Raw genomic sequence first — 20,009 nt, 5'->3', positions numbered from 1 at the left:
TGTGTTGTTCTTGAAATAGGGTTCACAGGCATGTCCTCGCTTACAAACCAGCAGCCATGGCTTTATCGATCAGCCAGTTCAGGGACGGGCCACGGTCGCTGGTCACTTCCACCGGGCGGCCGGCATAGAGGCTGTCCAACGGGGTATCGGGCTTGATCTGCACGCGGATGTCGGAAGACAGGTCGGCGCTGTTGAGGCTGGTGCTGCTGACGATGGTGCCGCTGCGCACTTGTTCCTCATCGGCCACCTGGAAGTTCACGCGGGTGCCTGGGCGCACATCAGCGAACTGACGATAGGAAAAGCGCGCCTCGACATTCGCCTGGCTGCCGCGCGGCACCAGTTGGAAGATCACATCACCTTTGCTGGCGTACTGGCCGTCCGCGACCAACTGCTGGGCGACGATGCAGTCGCAGGGCGAGGTCAGGGTGCCGGTCATTTGCTTGCCGAACAGCTCTTCGACCTTGGCCGGTTGCAGTTGGTCTTCGTCCAGATGGCCCTTGAGCACATCGAGCATGCTGGTGCTGAAGGTCGCCAGTGGCGCGCCTTTGGCGGCAACGCCGTTGTCCTTGATCAGGCTTTGTACGGTGCCGTCGCGGGGCATGGTTACGTTCATCCCCGGCACGTTGACCAGGCCGGCCTGGGCATGGCTGACGAAGTACATGCCGTACACCGACTTGAACACGAACCCGAAGGCTGCCAGGCCCACCAGGAAAATCGCCAGGCTGAAGGTCACGGCGCGCAGGCGGCCGAAGGCGCTCATGCCACTGCCACTGTCCTTGACCTTGCGCGCCTTGGTGAAGTTGTCGCGCTGCAGGGTTGCCAGCACGTCGCCCATGGTCACGATATCGCCCGACAAGTGCGAGGTGATCAGGTGGCGCAGGGTCGAGATGTCCTGGGCGTCGAGGTTCTGGAACTGGCAGCCGGTGCGGCCACTCTGGCGGTCGTGGGAACGCACCATCAATTCCACGTCCATCGCCAGGCCCAGGTTGTCGATCACAAATTGCAGGCGCGCCTTGTGCACATCACCGACTTTCAATGGTTGCTGGGCGGCATTGAAGGCCAGGCCGCCGGCGGACAGGTCGATGACACGCACTTCCATGGGCGTGCGGTCGGCGCCGAAAAAACGCAGCTTGGCCGGTATTTTTACCCGGGCGTGTTGGCGCTGGGCTTCGGATTCGTGGACAACGTTGGCGTTTACTTGACTGTTCATGGCGTACTAATTCCTAGGTTAATTCAGGCTTGGCAGGGTCAGACCATCATCAGCAACACGGCGACGAAAATGCTGCCGGCGGAGAAGGTCATGGTCCGAGACGACCAGGTGTTGAACCAACGTTGAAAGCTGGCCAAATCGCGGGTCAGTTTGGTGTCCTGGCGGGTCCAGGACTGTTGATCGAGGCGGAAGAACACGTAGATCTTCACCAGCGCGCCCATGATCTGGTTGTAATAGAGAATCGCCGGGTAGGCGGGGCCGATCTTGTGGCCGGAGCACGACAGCAGCAGGGTCAGGATCAGGCGGGTGATGCCGATCCACAACAGGTAGGCGAGGATGAACGCACCGCCGTACTTGAAGGTGGCGATGATTGCCACGGTCAGGCCCAGCAGGGAGGTCCACATCGACACGCGCTGGTCGAACAGCACCACGCTGGTAAACAGGCCCAGGCGTTGCATGCCCAGGCCCAGGGCGCGGGAGTTCTGGCGCAGGTTGTTGCCGTACCAGCGGAACATCAACTTGCGGCTGGCCTTGATAAAGCTCTTTTCCGGCGGGTGTTCCACGGTGTTGATCGCCGCATCCGGCACGTAGAAGGTGTCATAGCCCAGGCGCATCAGGCTGAACCAACTGGACTTGTCATCGCCGGTCAGGAACTTGAAGCGGCCCAGGCGCCAGTGTTGCAGCGAGTCGCTTTCCACATCGGCAATAAAACCGGGGTCGGTGACTACGCTGGCACGGAACACCGACATGCGCCCGGTCATGGTCAGCACGCGCTTGGACAGGGCCATGGAGCACATGTTGATGTGACGCTGGGCGAAGCGCAGCTTGTGCCACTCGCTCATGATGTAGCCGCCGCGCACTTCGCAGAATTCGTTGGTGGTCAGGCCGCCGACATTGCCGAACAGCTGGAACCACGGCACGGTTTTGCGCACCACGCCCTCGGCCAGCACCGTGTCGCCGTCGATCACTGCAACCACGGCGCGCTCGTCCGGCAGATGGCGGGAGATCGCGCGGAAACCGAAGGCCAGGCCATCGCGCTTGCCGGTGCCGGCGATCCGCACGAAATCCAGTTTGACGTGGGCCGGCGGGTTCATCTTTTCCCAGAGGCTCTTGACCAGCAACTCATCGGACATTTCCACCAGCGAGCAGACCACGGTGGTAGGGAAACCGCACTCGATGGCCTCGCGAATCACCGAGCTGTAGACCTGTGCGGTGGTCAGCGCGTCGATGCGGAAACTGGTGACCATCAGGAACACATGGGAGGGGTCCGCCGCCTTGCCCAGCTTGCGCACTTTGCGCCGCAGGTGCGGGTAGACCACATAGAGGAACAGCATGCCGCGAAAGAAATGCGTAGCACCCATCGAGTAGCGCCAGATACCGACGGCGCCAATCAGGAAAATAAAATTCTTCGACTCGGAGTCGAACGTACTGGCTGGCAACAGCAGGGCGAGACCCATCAGCAGGCTCAGGAAGCACAGCCAGCCGGCGGATTGCAGTAGTACGTGTTTTAACTTGGACATAAGCGTCATCCGAAGGTGAAGAAGGCTTCGCGCTGCAAACGCTGGGGATGGGAACGCTGCAGCGCGAAACTTGCTGTTGCTGTTACCAACAAATGCCTTCGGTACGGCCCGTCACGCTGGTGGCCTTGGACATGAAGCCCACCAGGTCGACCACTTGCTTGCCGTGCGGGGCGTTCTGCGCCAGGGCACGGAATTTCTCGTCACGGTTGCCGAGGATGATCACGTCGCTGTTGTTGATCACATCGTCGAAGTCCGAGTTGAGCAGGGACGACACATGGGGGATCTTGCCTTCGATGTAGTCCTTGTTCGCACCGTGGACACGGGCGTACTCGACGTTGCTGTCGTAGATGCTCAGGTCGAAGCCCTTGCCGATGAGCATTTCCGCCAGCTCTACCAGCGGGCTTTCGCGCAGGTCATCAGTGCCGGCCTTGAAGCTCAGGCCCAGCAGGGCGACCTTGCGCTTGTCGTGGCCGGAGACGATGTCGAAGGCGTTCTGCACCTGGGACTCGTTGCTGCGCATCAGCGAGTTGAGCAGCGGCGCTTCCACGTCCAGGGCGCCGGCGCGGTAGGTCAGGGCACGCACGTCTTTTGGCAGGCACGAGCCGCCGAAGGCAAAACCCGGGCGCATGTAGTACTGGGACAGGTTCAGGGTCTTGTCCTGGCAGACCACTTCCATCACTTCGCGACCATCGACGCCCACGGCCTTGGCGATGTTGCCGATCTCGTTGGCGAAGGTCACTTTGGTCGCGTGCCAGACGTTGCAGGTGTACTTGATCATCTCGGCGACGGCGATGTCCTTGCGGATGATCGGTGCATCGAGTTCTTCGTACAGCGATTGCAGGACATCGCCGGAGGCTTTGTCGAACTCACCGATGACGGTCATCGGCGGCAGGTCGTAGTCGGCAATGGCGGTGGATTCACGCAGGAATTCCGGGTTGACCGCTACACCGAAGTCGACACCGGCTTTTTTGCCGGAGCAGTCTTCGAGGATCGGGATCACCACGTTGGCCACGGTGCCGGGTAACACGGTGCTGCGCACCACGATGGTGTGACGGGTGGTCTTGTCACGCAGGACAAAACCGATCTCGCGGCACACCGCTTCGATGTAGTTGAGTTCCAGGTCGCCGTTTTTCTTGCTCGGTGTACCGACGCAAATCATCGACAGATCGGTATCGCGGATGGCTTCGGCGAAGTCGGTGGTACCGCGCAAGCGACCGCTGGCAATGCCCTGGCTCAACAGTTCGCCCAGGCCTGGTTCAACGATGGGCGACTTGCCCGCGTTGATCAGGTCAATCTTATCCTTGGAGATGTCTACGCCGACCACTTCATGGCCCCGTGCAGACAGGCAGCCGGCACAGACTGCGCCCACGTAACCCAAACCAAATATACTGATGCGCATCGCATATACCTCTGTGTTTAACGAGCCATTAGATGGCTGGAGTTAATGTTTTAAAGCGTCACTCATGCATAAGGTTATGCCGTGAATAGACACAGCATTCCCGTGTACAGGCATGTTAAAAGTCGAGTGACTAACTAATGCACTCAAGTTGTGCGCAACTTGGCCTTGTTGTTGGGGCTTGCCCTGAAATGCAGCCAGCCTTCAGCGAGAAAGGTCTGGCGCCAGTGCCGCAAAGCCGTGATATGGGGATTAAGCCCTTTTCTATCAGTGCCTTGGGTTGTCTCACTGACCCATTTGGGTAGGCTCAGCCTTGGCCTTATAGGTGATGGTCATGCAACCTGATCGCCTGCCCTCAACTAAATAGTTGGTTGTTAGAACCGAAAGTAAACGTGTATGTGACAACTTTGCTACTTTCGGTGGTCGTTGTGTAAGTCATATCGCACAAGAGCAGAGATAATCGTTACCGGTGGTATGAGCGGCACTTGGGGGCATAGTTCCTGGCCGCTCATCCTGTTTTTCGAAATTTCTTGAAATATTGGCAAAGATGGCACTGGTACTATATTGATAGCACTTGCGGATTTGGCTAGTGGTTATAGGGAGTTGGCGCGGGGATATAGTTTTATGCCACTACTGTTTAAAAAAAGTGGTGCCACTACGAAAAAAACTGACGAATGTCGAGTGAAAGAAACGTTAGAGAATCTGAAGAAATATTTTTGACGCCAAAATAATGACGATTCTGCTGAAGGAATGTAGGACAAATGTGGGAGCGGGCTTGCTCGCGAAAGCGGTGCTTCAGTCAATCTATCCGGTGACTGATCCACCACTTTCGCGAGCAAGCCCGCTCCCACATTTTTATCCGCATTGTTCTTTAGATCGGGCAGCGCTTTATTCCGGTGCGTGATCGCGCAAAAACACCAGGTTATCCGGCTTGGACTGCTCGGCATTGAAGCGATAACCCTGCACATCGAACTGCTTGAGCTGGGCTGGGTCGTTGATGCGCTCTTCGATCACGAAGCGGCTCATCATGCCGCGGGCTTTCTTGGCGTAGAAGCTGATGATCTTGTACTGGCCGTTTTTCAGGTCCTTGAACTCGGTATTGATGATCCGCGCGTTCAGGGCCGGGCGCTTGACCGCAGAGAAGTACTCGTTGGACGCCAGGTTCAGCAACACGTCATCGCCTTGCTCGGCCAGTGCTTCATTAAGCCACTCGCTGATCTGTGTGCCCCAGAACGCGTACAGGTCCTTGCCACGGGCGTTGGCCAACTTGGTGCCCATCTCCAGGCGGTACGGCATCATCAGGTCCAGCGGGCGCAGCAGGCCATACAGGCCGGAGAGCATGCGCAGGTGTTCCTGGGCGTAGGTGAAGTCGGCTTCCTTGAAGGTCTGGGCATTCAGGCCGGTGTACACATCTCCCTTGAACGCCAGTAGCGCCTGCTTGGCGTTGGCCGGGGTAAAGGCCGGCGTCCAACTGCCGAAACGTGCGGCGTTGAGACCGCCGATCTTGTCGGATACGTGCATCAACTCGCTGATTTGCGCCGGGCTCAGCTCGCGCAACTGCTCGATCAACTCCTGGGAGTGGTCAAGGTATTGCGGCTGGGTAAAGCGCGGGGTCGCAGGCCTGGTCTCGAAATCGAGGGTTTTGGCGGGGGAAATCACCATCAGCATGAAGTCGTCTCCTGTAATCGTCGGGGGATTCTAGGGGGTAGGGCGGTTTGACTCCACCTATCAAGCCAATAGCCACGCAATTTCTGTAGGAGCGAGCTTGCTCGCGAAAAACGCCAGGGCACAGCGTGCATGCAGGATGCCAGTGTTATCGTTGACGTTCTTCGCGAGCAAGCTCGCTCCTACAGAGGGACCCGTTGTGCGAATTGCGCTTTTCTTATGCGCCTGGCTGGTGTGCCTGGGCGCCCAGGCGGCCAGTGTGGATGTCGCCAGCCTCGACCGCGGCACCTGGCCGGAAAAACTCAGCAGCCCGGCGCTGTTCGATGTGGCGTCACGCGCCGAAATCCTGATGTTCGCCAACACTCTGCTGGTCAGTGAGGCCCTGGACGAACCTGCGCTCAAGCAGCGCCTGGGCCTGAAGATCATCAACCGGGGGGCTGTCGATGACCTGCGTCGCCACCTGTGGCAACGGCTGCTGGAGAACTACACGTTCGCCCAGCAAAGCTGCGAGCAGGACGCCTCGTTCTGCTACCTGGTGGAAAACATGGACGACCTGCGCGAGCAGGCCGGCAAGTTTGAAGTCAGCGACCAATCCTTCTATATAGGCTGGGCCGGCCCCAGTCGCATGTTTCACCAGCGCTACCTGGACGAGTTGCTGCGCAAGGCCGCGTTGTTCCCGCAGATCAGCAGCGAAGTCGCGCGTTTTGGTGATTTCGAGCGCAATGGCGATGAGCTTAACGACCGGCTGTTCCTGCTGACCTTTGACGGCGGCCCGGCGCCGGTCAACGGTAATACCGACTGGCTGGCCGATTACCTGCGCAAGCAGAAAATGACGGCCACCTTCTTTGCCCTGGGCAACAGCCTGCAAACACGTCTGGAGAAAACTTCGGCCGCCGATGTGCAGGCGTTGTATCAAGGCCAGTGCGTGGGTATCCAGGGCTGGCAATATCGTTCCCACAGCCATTGGGTCGATTGGCAGGACTCCATCACCCGCAGCGCCGCGCTGACCCAGAACCTGCTGCCGGAAAACTACGTGCCGCTGTTCCGCCCGCCCTATGGCCAGCGCCGGGCCGACAGCCAGGGCTTCTTCCAGGCCCAGGGCCTGCAAGTGGCGCTGTGGGATATCGACTCCCAGGATGAGCCTGGGTCGCTCAAGGCCGAGGAGTCGGCTCATCGCGTTTTGACGCTGATGTTGTTGTGGCGCAAAGGTGTGATTGTGTTCCATGACACCCAGGACAAGGCACGGGTCGCATTGCCTCTGTTGTTACAGGCCACGGCGCAAAGTGGGTTGGGTTGGCAGGCGTGTCGGGAGGCGTTTCGCTGAAAAACGCAAATGCCCGGCCCTGTTGGGGATGAGGGGTTTCTGGGGCGATTTGCCGCGACATTTCGATGCAGGCGGACTTCCGACTTTAACGGTGCATCGGGCACTCGGCTAGTGCTATTCGTCATCCTGAAAAATAAACTTCAAAAAAGCGTCAAAGTGCTTTTTTCTGTCATGGGTTTTGCGGTATTACGAAGTCAGATCGCCGAAACCTGCACCACAGGTGGCGTCTTCCCAGACTCCCTTTGCGGTGTATCCGGCGGTCGAATCGAGGCGCAGCACTGTTGTGGTATTGCGTCGACTGGCTCCCACAAAGGTGACCGAGTATGGATGATCATGGACGTACCCCTTCTTCCGACCAGCCAATCCTTTATGTGCTTGATACCAACGTATTGATCCACGATCCAAACGCGCTGCTTAATTTCGAAGAACATCACGTCGCCATCCCCATGATCGTGCTTGAGGAGCTCGACAAGCTCAAAAGCGGGCACCATAGCGTGGCCGCCGAATGCCGCCAGGCCATCCGCCTGATCGACAAGACCCTGGGTGAAGCTTCGCCTGAGGATGTTGAAGTCGGCGTACCGATCCAGCGTGGCAAGGGCGACCCCAAGGGCTTGCTGTCGATCCTGATGAGCAAGCGCAGCGAGCCCAACAGCCTGCTGCCGGAAAACCTCAACGACAACAAGATCATCAACCAATTGATCGACCTGCACGCGCGCGACAAGGACCTGCGCCTGGTGCTGGTGACCAAAGACATCAATATGCGCCTCAAGGCACGAGCGTGTGGGATCGCGGCCGAGGACTACAGTACCGACCAACTGGTCGATGACGTGTCGATGCTGTCCCGTGGTTATCACACCATGACCGGCTCGTTCTGGGACCGCGTCAGCAAGGTCGAGACCCGCCAGGACCATGGCCGCACCTGGCACCAGGTACAGCTGATCGACAACCTGCCGGCGGTGCATATCAACGAATTCATCATCGACGAACAGGGTTTTGTGGGCTGGATCAAAGAGATCCAGGTCGACAAGCTGCTGATCCTCGACCTGCATCAGGAACCCCTGTTGCACCAGGAGGCCTGGGGCCTGAAACCGCGTGACGTGTACCAGAGCCTGGCGCTGTACGCGCTGCTCGATCCGGACATCCACCTGGTCAACCTGACCGGTGCTGCCGGTTCCGGGAAAACCATCCTCGCCCTGGCCGCCGCCATCGAACAGACCATGGTCACCAAGCGCTATCGCCGCATCATCGCTACCCGCAGCGTGCAGGGCCTCGACCAGGAAATCGGCTTTTTGCCCGGCACCGAGGCAGAAAAAATGGAGCCGTGGCTGGGGGCGATCACCGATAACCTCGAAGCCTTGCACATGGATGATGAAAACACCCATGGCAGCGTCGACTACATCCTCAGCAAAGTGCCGTTGCAGTTCAAATCCCTCAACTACATCCGGGGTCGCAGCTTCCAGCAGAGCCTGATTTTGATCGATGAGTGCCAGAACCTTACACCGCACCAGATGAAAACCATCATCACCCGTGCCGGCGCCGGTTCCAAAGTGGTGTGCCTGGGCAACCTGGCACAGATCGACACCCCTTACCTGTCCGCGACCAGCTCCGGGCTGACCTACCTGACAGAACGCTTCAAGGACTTCCCGAACGGCGTGCACATCGCCTTGCAGGGCGTCCCTCGCTCGATTCTGGCCGAATACGCCGAATCCCACCTGTAGCCGTCAGTGTGGGAGCGGGCAAGCCCGCTCCCACATTTTGATCTGCGTTGGGTTTACAATCGGGGCTTCTGATCAGGAGTATCCCCGTGCTGACTCATCTCGATTCCCAGGGCCGTGCCCATATGGTCGACGTCACCGACAAAACCGTGACGTTCCGTGAAGCCGTGGCCGAAGCGCGGGTGCGCATGCTGCCCCAGACCCTGCAAATGATCGTCGACGGCGCCCACCCCAAGGGCGACGTATTTGCCGTGGCCCGCATCGCCGGGATCCAGGCCGCGAAAAAAACCAGTGATCTGATCCCCCTGTGCCATCCGCTGATGCTGACCGGGGTCAAGGTTGAACTCGCCGCCGAAGGGGAAAATACCGTGCACATCGTCGCCCGCTGCAAGCTCTCCGGCCAGACCGGCGTGGAGATGGAAGCGTTGACCGCCGCCAGCGTCGCCGCATTGACCATCTACGATATGTGCAAGGCGGTCGACCGGGGCATGACCATCGAAAACATTCGCTTGCTGGAAAAACTCGGCGGCAAGAGTGGGCATTTCAAGGCGGATCAAGCATGAGTATCAACGTACTGTTTTTTGCCCGCTACAGCGAAGCGGTAGGCCTGGACTCGCTGGAAATGGAAGGCAACTTTGCCACGGTCGATGCCGTACGCCAGGCGTTGGCAGGTGATCCAGGTTTTGAGGTGCTCAACGAGGCCAGCTTGATGTGTGCGCGCAACCAGGAACTCTGCACCCTCGACGAGCCACTGCAGGCGGGCGATGAAGTCGCGTTTTTCCCACCCGTGACCGGAGGCTGAACATGGCCATTCGTGTACAGATCGAGGCTTTTGACCCCGGTGCTGAAGTCAACGCGATGCACGCGGCCAATGTCGGCGTGGGCGCGGTCGTCAGCTTTGTCGGTTATGTACGCGACTTCAACGACGGTCTCGACGTGGCGGGCATGTTCCTCGAACACTACCCCGGCATGACCGAAAAAGCCCTGGCCAAGATCGCCATCGAAGCCGAGCAGCGCTGGCCGCTGCTCAAGCTGGAAGTGCTGCACCGCATCGGCGCCCTGGAGCCCGGCGAGCCAATTGTGTTCGTCGCAGCCGCCAGTGCCCATCGCCAGGCCGCGTTTGATGCTTGTGCGTTTGTGATGGACTACCTGAAGACTCGGGCGCCGTTCTGGAAGAAGGAAAATACCAGTGAAGGGGCGCGGTGGGTTGAGGGGCGGGACAGTGATCATGTGGCGGCGGGGCGTTGGAAAGCCTGATTGTTGATTAGTCGATGGTGCCTGTATAAACAAGCTGCCACGTCTGTGGTTTACGGTTATGACGATTGTTGAAGTTATTTCGAATTGAGCTACTTGACTGTCAATTCTGACAGTTATCTTCTTTGAATTTTTAGGATCTACTTTTTCCAAGGATCTGGCATAAAAGTGCGTGCTTTTTGGCTGGTTTCTATTATTTCTTCGGATAGAAATTCATGGGAGAGCGAGATGATCAGGCAATCGGCTAATATGAAACTTGCACATTTTAATGTCAGGTTTGCTGACGGTACTGATTATACGGATGCGCTTTATGCCAATGGGCATCATCAGCTTGAAATCGTTGTTGAGGTTATAAAGGAGGTCGTCGGCCGGTTTAACACTTGGGGTAACGTTCCGTTGACTGATAGTGAGCGTGCGAGTGTAGAAATTGTACCGGTACCAACGGCATCTGATGAGAGTAAAGCGGTCGGATGGATATGTGATACGGAGAAAAATAAATACGATCCAGGGCTTTGGAATCGTACAGGGGAAGATTTAAGTGAGCGAGTACCAAGAAGTGTTGTTGCCGATCCGCGCATAGAAATTGTCAAGCGATACATACGTGTTGAAGAGAATGCATCTCTCGAACCTATGCAGTTCATGGCGACAATTATCTTGGATGGGGAAAACGTCACCAATAGCTATTCCGAATGGCCGACGGATTTTCAATCATCGGTCTTTGTTGCGCCTGTCCTGCCGCCTGAGTTGCTATCTACCGAGCTTACAGAAACGGTCGACTATAATGCTTTTAATGTGGTTAATAAACTCGATGTGGATGTGTACTACTGGAGTGGTGTAAATGGTTTGCGTTTTGTTGATAATTATGGATTGATTGAGCCGTTGTTTGTGCCGAATGAGGGGTTGATGTTTCAAACTTCTTATGGTTTTTCGGGGATATTTAAAGGAGGGGTTTTCAAAAATCCAGCCGCACTATATTGGTATTTAGATACGGTCCACCAGCAGCTTCCTGATATAGAACCGGGCTCAAATCCGGTCATTCGGCGAATAAATGCTAGCATCATGTGTGCAGCTAAGCTTACAACGACGATACCTGAGCTTCCGCATCTTGATTCAAAAAGTAACTGGCGGCTTCGGGACAATTTCGGAACACTCCATATATTCAAGATAGTGCCGTATGAGAGTGGCAATCGGTTGTCGATAGTGCCCGTACCACTGAAAAGGAAGGTTCATTTTTTCCGCATCACACTTCCCAATGGGCAAGATTCAACTAACGCTCTTTATGCCAATAGCCGACATCAGTGTAAAGTAAGCATTGAGGTCGTTGTGGAGCGTGAGACGGTAGATGGTGGATGGGAGGCTGTACCCTTAACCCCCGAAGAAAAAGCCAGTGTGACGGTGACGGCTTATTCGGCGGATGTGAACCAGCCGCTTCCGCTAGGGTGGGCGTGTGATACGAATAAAAATATATATGAAATCGGTCTTTGGGAACGTAGTGCAGAACCTGCAGGAGAGCAAGGCCCGCAAAGGCATGCAGACTCACCAGCTTCAATAGAGGTCATTGATCGTTATATGCGGCTGTTGGCAGGCTCTTCTGTTGAGTCTCGACGGTTTATGGCTAAGATAGTTGTAGGCGGCAAGGTCTATACAACTAACTTCAAGGATGGAAGTTCGGATTTCAATAGTTGGTTGCATATCTCCCCTCAGCGGCCTTATCGAGTGAAAGTTGCTGATCTTCGGCAGACCAGGGATGACCCATTTTGGGATGGGGTTTGGAAGATTGATATTGATGTTTATTATTGGTTGCCTCCTTCGGGTTTGAGGTTTGTCTCCCAGTCAGGACTGGATGCGCCTCTGCAAGTTAGTCATGAGGGGGATTATTTTCATACATCCTTTTGCCAAAGGTCGGGTAAGGTTTATAGAAAGGTGGGGGTGGTTGTCTCTAAGAATATACCCGGATTGAGGCTTCGTTATAATGATATTCATCGGGACGCCCCCGGTCATTGGGATAATCCCTATATTGAGTTTAATCGTGTGAATACAATCATGCGTGCGGTATGGTTTTCTACAGAAAGACCCATCAGTCAGGGAAATGCCGGAACACCTTGGCGCTTAATAGATAACTATGGTTGTGAGCACTCATTTGTGATACGTGAAGACTGGAATACAATTTTGCTGGCGGATTATGAGAATTGACTTGGGTTTTATTAGTGTAGGGAGCATGTCATGAATGTTTACTCCAATGCTTTTAATTTCAGTTCATACTTAAGTGGGTCGGTCGATCCGCGTACTGGTCAATACGGTTGTCAAATCAACTTGGCGCAGTTGTCCCCTCAAGGAGCTCTTGAGGTCAATCGCAGTATTGCTTTGTCATTCTCAATGCTCGGTCCCGAGAGCTCGCTTTATGGAAAAGGCTGGCGATTGAGCAACACAGAGTTTGATCTTGCTACCTCAAAACTTACTTTACTCAGTGGTGAGCAATTTCAGACGCAAGGCATGCCCTCGGTCAAAGGGACGATGATTATCAAGGATCGAAAGCTCCAAGATCTGGTGGTGAAGCGCCCGGATGAAAGTACGCTCTATGTGATTTATAAAGATGGCACGATCGAAGTTTTGCAGCGCACCAACAGTACCCTCCCTTATCGGATCACTTCTATAAAATTCGAAAACGGTGAGACCTTAAGCTTTCGTTATTCCGAGAGTGGGGCTCTGGAACGTATCCTCAATCACAAGCAGGAAGAATTACTGGTACTGACTTACGGGAGTGGGCGCTTACAAATGGCTGATGCCCGGGTTGATGGCGGCCGTTATGCGCGTATGTTGTTTACGCAGTCTAACGGCCGCCTCACTGCGGTCACCGCTCCGTATGACCGTAATGGCGCGCCCGGGACAGCTGCCTATAATATTGTGTACAGGGATCCGTTTCGTAACGGCCTGGTTGCGATCGATCGGATGCAGCTGCCTATGGGAGGGGAGGAGAAAATCAACTACACAGAAAATGGTCATCAATATGCAAATAACCAGTTCATCCCCCGAGTGTCCAGTTGGACGCTGACTCCGGGTAGTAATCAGCCTCGTATCACCCGGACTTATGGGTACAGCCCAGGTCTTAACTTTACAGGGTTCCCTTATGCCGGCGGTTTTCGTGAAGGCGAAGACAATTTGTATCTGGTTGGCAGTGCCTATGACTATTGGACAGAAGAAAAATACCTAGACTCGGAAAACAATGATGCGGTGCTAAGTACTACCCGTACCACCTACAACAAGTTTCACTTACTGATCGAAGAGCGAGTCCTGCGCGAGGGGACGTTGACCACGACGAGCATTGCCTATAACACTAAACCTGGGCTCTTTCCGGCGCAGCCGGCCAATCTCCACCTTCCGAAAACCATCACCAAACAATATGTACTGGCCGCTAACCCAACAAGGACGGTGATTGAGAGTATCGAGACCGACGACTACGGCAACGAACTAAGCCGCACCGACGCTTCCGGAGTTCGCACCGAATATAGCTATTACCCGATCACTGGCGAGAGCGGCAAATGCCCGGCCGATCCTCATAACCTGTTCCAGCGTTACGTGAAGCAAGAGCGCCTCATCCCGGTTGGTGGTACGCCTGCTGCCCGGCTCACCGAGTACACCCACACTCGCATGCCACTAACCGGCGACAGTTATTTTGTCGTGCAGCAGTCGAGCAACCAGGCCGGTGTGTTCAGCATGCAACAAACTTACTACGACACACCTGTCGCGCTGGCCGGCCGGCTGAAGAGCACCACCAGCACCATTGGCGGGCAGTCGTTGGTCAGCGATTTCAGTTACACCATTACCGGCGATACACTTTCCGAAACCCGCCGCCTCAAGGGGCGTGAAGGGCAATGGCTGGAGTCGGCGCGCACGCTCTCACTGGTCAACCGTCGTATATTGTCGATGACGCGAGACGGTGGCAGCACCTTGGCCCTGGCGTTCGATGTCAGTGGCCGGTTGACGTCGGAAACGGCATCCCCCGGCAAGCCGCAGCAAGCGGCGCGGCGTTATGCCTACCATTTTGCGACGCCGACCAAACGTGCTCACCTGATCACTACCGATGCCCAAGGCAACCGCTCAATCACTTACTACGATGGCCTGGGGCGTCAGGTCGCCGAAGCTCAACTGTTGACCGGGGACCAGGAGCGTGCTGCAGGGACCTGGCTGTATGACGCGCTTGGGCAAATCAAGGAAGTGGTTAATTTCGATTACCTGACCGACGGGCAACGCTTGCTCAAAAGCACCTACTCCTACAGTCGTTGGGGCAATGCCAGTCGTGTGACCCGTGCCGATGGCTCTGTGGTGATTGATGAATACGATCCGCAGCTCAATATCAAGCTGGAGGGCATTGAAGGCGGCGAGCGTCTGCGGACGTCTTTCAATGGGCATAATCAGCCGGTAAAGGTGGAGCGTCTCGACACGGCCAATAACAGCGTTGAAGTGGAGTCGCGTACCTACGATGGCTTGGGGCGTTGCCTGTCAGTACGGGATGTCAGCAAAAACCTCACCGAATTTACTTATGACCCGTACGACCGCCAACTGACGGCCACGCAAAAACCGGTAGATGGGACCCCACAACGGTCACGTAAAACAGACTACGTCCCAGGCACCAGTGGAGAAATGGTCAGTGCACTCACTATCGATGGCAAGCGGTTGGGCGCCCGTACTTACGATAGCCTGGGCCGAATGACCAGCCAGGTACGCGGGACAGGGCAAGCCACGACCTGGGAGTACGAAGCGGGTTGGATGGAACCTATCGCCATGAACTCCCCTGGTGGTGGCCGTCAGACCCTGACTTATGACAAAGAGCTGGATGTACCGACTAAGATCGAAATGACAGGGCTACCGATCAGTCACTACCGACATGACCCGGTTACTGCTGCACTGGCTCGCTCGGAGACCAATAGCCTGGTCCATGAGGTGTTTCACAATGCGAGCGGGTATCTGGAGAAAGACGTTCAAACCGCCAATGGCACGGCGTTGACTGCAACGTATGGTTACTCTTCCGGTGGGCGCCTGCAAAATCAAGCCGCTGCCGATGGCCAGCAAAGCCAGTTTGTATACGACACCCGTGGGCGCTTTTCAAAAATGACCGCCGGCGCCATGGCCATTGAACAGAGTTACGACACGTTTAGCCGGCCGCAGACCCTGACCACCACCTACGACAGTCTGAAGGTCGTCACCAGGGTGTCTTATGACACACTGGGGCGTGAAGCCGAGCGCCGCTTTGAGCAGAATGGTGCGTTGTTGCAGACGATGACCAGTACCTATCACGGCAACAGCATGCTGGCGACACGCGTTCTTCGGGATGCGAGTTCACGTGTAGTGATCGGTGAGACATTCACCTATGACGCCTACTTGCGGTTGAAGACGTACCGTTGCGAAGGTCTTGAACATCCTAAGGATCACCAGGGGCGTGGCATCGTCGGGCAGGATTTCAGCTTTGACAGCCTCAACAACATCACCCGGGTGGTGACCACCTTTGCCGATGGCACGCAAGACACCTGCGTGCGCTATTTCACGGGCACCGACCCAACCCAACTGACCCGGGTGACTCATACCCGGCCGGTGCAGGATTTCACCCTGGCCTATGATGCGGCGGGCAACGTGAAGACGGCGCCTTCAGGCCAGGTCTATACGTACAATGGTTTTGATCAACTGACCGCAGTACAGGCCGGCCCCCTCAAGTACAGCTACCAGTACGATGCCGAGTCTCGCCAGGTAAGCGCCTCCAGAGGCAACGAGGCGCCTGTGATGCTGGCGTACTCTGGTGATCGCCTGGATGTTCTGGTTGAGGGGAGCAAAAAGATCCGCTACTTCGACGGTAGGGATCAGGTGATGGCGCGCAGTGGTGGCGTGGATGGGCCGCAACTGCATGTCAATGATGCCGCAGGCAGTGTGCGCGGCGTATCGGCCCCGGGGCGGGCTCATGTACGGCGCCATTACACGCCTTATGGCGACGCGCAGATACCTCTGGATGACGGTAAGGTCCGTACCATGGCTGACCTGCAACTACCGGCGTTCAATGGTCAGCGACTGGATGTTGCGAGCAATCTCTACTTCCTGGGCAATGGCCAGCGTGCCTACGATCCTGACTTGATGATGTTTCTGCAAGCTGACCCACTAAGCCCATTTGATGAGGGGGGAATCAACGGTTATGCCTACTGTGCGGGCAACCCGATCAACCTGATCGACCCCAGTGGGTTGTGGCCGAATTGGTTGAAGTGGGCGTTGACCGGGGCGGCATTGGCGCTGTCGATAGTGACTCTAGGGTTCGCCGTTCCGGGGGTTATAGCCGCAGCGGCGGCGTATACGGCGGCGGCAACTGCGGCCGCGGTAGCTACGGCTGCTGCCGCTGCTACTGCGAAAGCAGCGCTTACTACGGCAATGATAGTTCTTGCCTCCAAGCTCGCGCTGGCTACCGCTTCGGGGTTGGGTGTTGTTGGGGGGACACTGGGTACTGCGGCGCTGAGCATCGCTGAGGTCGACAGGAAGATGGGCTGGGACCGCTCGCGCCACATCAATAACCTGGGATGGGCTTCATTCGGATTTTCTATTGCTTCATGGTCTGTCAGTCTGGCAGGGGCTTACACGTCGGCAAGCCTGGCCTTTAACGCAGCAGCCAAAGCCGGGGCGGCCAAGGATTTTATCAAGTACCCCGGTTTTTTTGATACCCCGGTAGGGAGTGGCATTCTGGCAGCAGGTAAGCGCATGGTGGGTTTGAGCTATAAGTTCACCGATAAACAGGGAATCACCACGTTCAGCAAGATTTACGGTGTCACCCGTTTTGCATTGCGAACCACCAACTTTGGCCGGGCAATAGAAGCCAGAAGTAAAACGGCACCCGCAACTCCGGCTCCTGAGGCGGATCCATCAAGTTTCTCGACTCAGCCCCAGCCACAAGCGACGGGCAGCCGTTTGACCGATATGCCGAGCAGCAGTGCCAGCTATTACCAGGCATTCAGAGACGAGGCGACACGTATTCGCCAACCGATCCTGGGGGAATTGTTTTAAGGGTAACCGATGAGGCAGGAGCGGGAGCATGGCGCCAATGGGTTTGCGTCATGCTCCCGCTCAACTAAAACGCCTGGGTGACAGCATCGCCTCGCTCAAACCTGCTTGTTGCAAGCACTCGGGCAACCCCAACCCACGTACCAGCGCCGCACTGGCCTGGCCCATCGCCGGTGAGGTCTGAATCCCATAGCCACCCTGAGCCGCCACCCAGAACAACCCCTCCACCTGCGGATCAAAACCGCAGACCAGATCACCATCGCTGACAAAACTGCGCAACCCGGCCCAGGTCCGGGCCGGACGGCGGATGGTCAGGGTCGTGGCCTCTTCAATGTGATAGATGCCCGTGGCGATATCCAGCTCTTCGGGCTGTACGTCGTGAGGTTCCACTGGGTCGGCATTGGCCGGTGAGCCGAGGAACATGCCTGCGTCAGGCTTCATGTAGAACGAGCCGTCGAGGGCGGCCAGCTCTGGCCAGTCATGAATATCCAGCCCGGCAGGCGGGGCGAACACAAAGGCGCTGCGACGCTTGGGTTGCAGGCCGATTTTCTGCGCACCGGCCAGTTCGCCAATATGATCGGCCCAGGCACCGGCCGCATTGATAATGACCGGCGCACAAAAGCGTTGCTGCGAGGTGCGCACTTGCCACAGGCCTTGATCGTCACGGTTGAGCTTTTGCACTTCGCTGCTAGTGTGGATCACGCCACCGTTGCGCCGAATACCACGCAAATAGCCCTGATAGAGCGCGTCGGTGTCGATATCACAAACCGTCGGGTCATAGATCGCGCCGTAGACTTTCTCCCGGCGCAGGATGGGCAGCATCGCCAGGGTTTCTTCGAGACTAAGCAGGCGGGTTGGCGGGACCAGGGCCTTGGCGCTCAGGTACTGGCGCTGCAGCTCGTCGGGGTCGCCGATAAAATCCACGAGGACTTCGCCACGGGGCGTGAGCAATGGATGCTCGGTAAAACCTGTGGGCGGATGATCGAAGAATTCGCGGCTGCCCAGGGTCAGGGCGCGCACTTGCGGGGTGCCGTAGGCGGCGATGTACAGGGCGGCCGAGCGTCCGGTGGAGTGATAGCCCGGCATGGACTCACGCTCCAGCACGATGACGCGGGCGTGTCGGGACAGCCAGTAACCGGCGGAGGCACCGGCAATGCCGCCGCCGATGATGATGTAGTCGGCTTGGGTCATGGGTTCCTCCTGGAATAGGTACTTGAAGATAGCGCAAGACTAATGTGGGAGCGGGCTTGCTCGCGATAGCGGTGTATCAGTCGCCGAATCTATTGACTGATCTATCGCTATCGCGAGCAAGCCCGCTCCCACATTTTTTACCGCATTCCAGCTTAAGGGCGCTTGCGTTCTACGGCGCGCAACAAGTGCGTCGGCGGTGTCTCACAGCTGATCTTGCGCCCCAGCAGCGCCTCGATCGACGGCAACTGGTACGAATCATCTTCACCGGCAAAGCTGATCGACACCCCGGCAGCACCTGCACGCCCGGTACGGCCGATGCGGTGTACGTAGTCGTCCGGCACTTCCGGCAGGGTGAAGTTGATCACGTGGCTGATGCCGTCGATATGAATCCCGCGACCCGCCACGTCAGTGGCCACCAGCACGCGGATCTTGCCCTCGCGAAAGCCTTCCAGGGTCTTGATGCGCTTGTGCTGCGGCACATCGCCCGACAGTTGCGCGGCGTTGACGCCATCGCGCACCAGGCGTTCTTCGATGCGGCGCACTTCGTCCTTGCGGTTGGCAAACACCATGACCCGTTCCCAGCCGTTGTCGTTGACCAGGTTGTAAAGCAGTTTGTATTTGTCGGCACCGGCCACGGCATAGATATGCTGTTCGACGTTTTCGCTGGCGACGTTTTCTGCTTCGATTTCGACGATGGACGGGTCAGTGGTCCACTGCTTGGCGAGGTTCATCACGTCTTCGGTGAAGGTCGCGGAGAACAGCAAAGTCTGACGCTCGTTTTTCGGCGGGGTCTGGCGAATGATCTGGCGCACTTGTGGGATGAAACCCATGTCGAGCATCCGGTCGGCTTCATCCAGCACCATCACTTCAACCATGTCCAGATGCACGTCGCCGCGCTGGTTGAAGTCCAGCAAACGGCCCGGCGTAGCCACGAGGATGTCGCAGTGCCGCGCTTCCAGGTGCTTGAGCTGCTTGTCGAAGTCCATGCCGCCCACAAACGTCATGACGTTGAGGCCGGTGTATTTGGTCAGGTCGGCGGCGTCCTTGGCGATTTGTACCACCAGCTCCCGGGTCGGTGCGATGATCAGCGCCCGTGGCTCGCCCATGTAGCGTTCTTTGGGCGGCGGGGTCTGCAGCAGTTGGGTAATGATGGAAACCAGGAAGGCAGCGGTCTTGCCGGTACCGGTCTGGGCGCGGCCAATGGCGTCTTTGCCGGCCAGGGTAAAGCCCAGCACTTGTGCCTGGATCGGTGTGCAATACGGGAAACCCAGGTCCTGGATGGCGTGCATCAGTTCCGGGGCCAGCTTGAAGTCATGAAAGCGGGTCTTGCCCTCTTGCGGCTCGACCACGAAGTCTTCCAGTTTCCACGGCTTGACCACGGGTTTTGGCGCACGTTCGCGGCGCGGTTTTTCCACGTGTGCGGGTTCAGCGGGCTGCACGGCGGTAGCGGCTGGCGGCTGTTTTGGTGAGGCAACGGGCGCGGTTCGGCCAGGCTGTTTACCGTCATTGCGGCTGCCGGGAGCTTGGACAGGGGCGCTGGGAACAGGGGCGAGTGGTTCAGCCTCGCTTTTACCGAACATCTTCTTGAGTGCTTTGAGCACGGTCATCTCATCAATTGGTTAAGGAATGTACGCCGGCCAGTGTAATGCAAGAATCGGGCGCGGCGTAGTGTGTTGGTCATGCGGCTACACAATGCCTGGTT

The 20,009-nt window shown here is 57.0% G+C and carries 13 protein-coding genes; 7 read left to right on the top strand and 6 right to left on the bottom strand.

Annotated features, from left to right (window positions below):
• Nucleotides 1-40 precede the first annotated feature (40 nt).
• From H097_RS11880 to yaaA, 4 genes are all read right to left on the bottom strand, one after another.
• The gene (locus H097_RS11880; RefSeq protein WP_032860007.1) at nt 41-1,210 is read right to left on the bottom strand and encodes an alginate biosynthesis protein Alg44; all 1,170 of its coding nucleotides are present in this window, start codon (nt 1,208-1,210) and stop codon (nt 41-43) included.
• Nucleotides 1,211-1,248: 38 nt separating this feature from the next.
• The gene (gene alg8, locus H097_RS11875) at nt 1,249-2,730 is read right to left on the bottom strand and encodes a mannuronan synthase (RefSeq protein WP_162237641.1); all 1,482 of its coding nucleotides are present in this window, start codon (nt 2,728-2,730) and stop codon (nt 1,249-1,251) included.
• 82 nt (nt 2,731-2,812) lie between these two features.
• Nucleotides 2,813-4,129, bottom strand: coding sequence for a nucleotide sugar dehydrogenase (locus H097_RS11870; RefSeq protein WP_032860005.1), 1,317 nt, complete (start codon nt 4,127-4,129; stop codon nt 2,813-2,815).
• 885 nt (nt 4,130-5,014) lie between these two features.
• On the bottom strand, nt 5,015-5,794 hold the full coding sequence (gene yaaA / locus H097_RS11865; protein WP_032860004.1) for a peroxide stress protein YaaA: 780 nt from the start codon (nt 5,792-5,794) through the stop codon (nt 5,015-5,017).
• A gap of 196 nt (nt 5,795-5,990) precedes the next feature.
• On the opposite strand from yaaA, the gene H097_RS11860 reads away from it, so the two are divergent.
• From H097_RS11860 to H097_RS11835, 7 genes are all read left to right on the top strand, one after another.
• The gene (locus H097_RS11860) at nt 5,991-7,115 is read left to right on the top strand and encodes a polysaccharide deacetylase family protein (protein ID WP_032860003.1); all 1,125 of its coding nucleotides are present in this window, start codon (nt 5,991-5,993) and stop codon (nt 7,113-7,115) included.
• Between the two features lie 323 nt (nt 7,116-7,438).
• Nucleotides 7,439-8,833 carry a PhoH family protein gene (locus tag H097_RS11855; protein ID WP_032860002.1) on the top strand — a complete coding sequence of 465 codons (1,395 nt, stop codon included), beginning with the start codon at nt 7,439-7,441 and terminating at the stop codon, nt 8,831-8,833.
• A gap of 86 nt (nt 8,834-8,919) precedes the next feature.
• The gene (gene moaC / locus H097_RS11850; protein WP_032860001.1) at nt 8,920-9,393 is read left to right on the top strand and encodes a cyclic pyranopterin monophosphate synthase MoaC; all 474 of its coding nucleotides are present in this window, start codon (nt 8,920-8,922) and stop codon (nt 9,391-9,393) included.
• The gene (gene moaD, locus H097_RS11845; RefSeq protein ID WP_032860000.1) at nt 9,390-9,632 is read left to right on the top strand and encodes a molybdopterin converting factor subunit 1; all 243 of its coding nucleotides are present in this window, start codon (nt 9,390-9,392) and stop codon (nt 9,630-9,632) included. The genes moaC and moaD overlap by 4 nt, the downstream gene beginning before the upstream one ends.
• 2 nt (nt 9,633-9,634) lie before the next feature.
• Entirely contained in the window at nt 9,635-10,087 is a 453-nt protein-coding gene (gene moaE / locus H097_RS11840; protein ID WP_032859999.1) for a molybdopterin synthase catalytic subunit MoaE, read from the top strand.
• A 165-nt stretch (nt 10,088-10,252) separates the two neighbouring features.
• Nucleotides 10,253-12,277, top strand: coding sequence for a hypothetical protein (locus H097_RS28180; protein WP_156356790.1), 2,025 nt, complete (start codon nt 10,253-10,255; stop codon nt 12,275-12,277).
• A gap of 30 nt (nt 12,278-12,307) precedes the next feature.
• Complete coding sequence (locus H097_RS11835; RefSeq protein WP_032859998.1) at nt 12,308-17,119, top strand: RHS repeat-associated core domain-containing protein; 4,812 nt, start codon at nt 12,308-12,310, stop codon at nt 17,117-17,119.
• Between the two features lie 60 nt (nt 17,120-17,179).
• Here H097_RS11835 and H097_RS11830 read toward each other — a convergent pair whose 3' ends face one another.
• Complete coding sequence (locus tag H097_RS11830) at nt 17,180-18,307, bottom strand: FAD-binding oxidoreductase (protein ID WP_032859997.1); 1,128 nt, start codon at nt 18,305-18,307, stop codon at nt 17,180-17,182.
• 152 nt (nt 18,308-18,459) lie between these two features.
• Nucleotides 18,460-19,914 (bottom strand): ATP-dependent RNA helicase RhlB, encoded by a 1,455-nt coding sequence (rhlB, locus tag H097_RS11825; RefSeq protein ID WP_032859996.1) that lies wholly within the window; start codon nt 19,912-19,914, stop codon nt 18,460-18,462.
• Nucleotides 19,915-20,009: the final 95 nt, after the last annotated feature.

The organism is Pseudomonas sp. FH4 (assembly GCF_000510915.2).
Classification (GTDB): domain Bacteria; phylum Pseudomonadota; class Gammaproteobacteria; order Pseudomonadales; family Pseudomonadaceae; genus Aquipseudomonas; species Aquipseudomonas brenneri.
This window is presented reverse-complemented; position numbering and strand designations above follow the sequence as displayed.

Excerpts from the sequence above, each read along its gene's own strand:
- H097_RS11830 (WP_032859997.1), bottom strand. The coding sequence starts at position 18,307 with ATGACCCAAGCCGACTACATCATCATCGGCGGCGGCATTGCCGGTGCC.
- rhlB (WP_032859996.1), bottom strand. The coding sequence starts at position 19,914 with ATGACCGTGCTCAAAGCACTCAAGAAGATGTTCGGTAAAAGCGAGGCT.
- H097_RS11880 (WP_032860007.1), bottom strand. The coding sequence starts at position 1,210 with ATGAACAGTCAAGTAAACGCCAACGTTGTCCACGAATCCGAAGCCCAG.
- alg8 (WP_162237641.1), bottom strand. The coding sequence starts at position 2,730 with ATGTCCAAGTTAAAACACGTACTACTGCAATCCGCCGGCTGGCTGTGC.
- moaD (WP_032860000.1), top strand. The coding sequence starts at position 9,390 with ATGAGTATCAACGTACTGTTTTTTGCCCGCTACAGCGAAGCGGTAGGC.
- H097_RS11870 (WP_032860005.1), bottom strand. The coding sequence starts at position 4,129 with ATGCGCATCAGTATATTTGGTTTGGGTTACGTGGGCGCAGTCTGTGCC.
- H097_RS11855 (WP_032860002.1), top strand. The coding sequence starts at position 7,439 with ATGGATGATCATGGACGTACCCCTTCTTCCGACCAGCCAATCCTTTAT.
- yaaA (WP_032860004.1), bottom strand. The coding sequence starts at position 5,794 with ATGCTGATGGTGATTTCCCCCGCCAAAACCCTCGATTTCGAGACCAGG.
- moaE (WP_032859999.1), top strand. The coding sequence starts at position 9,635 with ATGGCCATTCGTGTACAGATCGAGGCTTTTGACCCCGGTGCTGAAGTC.
- H097_RS11835 (WP_032859998.1), top strand. The coding sequence starts at position 12,308 with ATGAATGTTTACTCCAATGCTTTTAATTTCAGTTCATACTTAAGTGGG.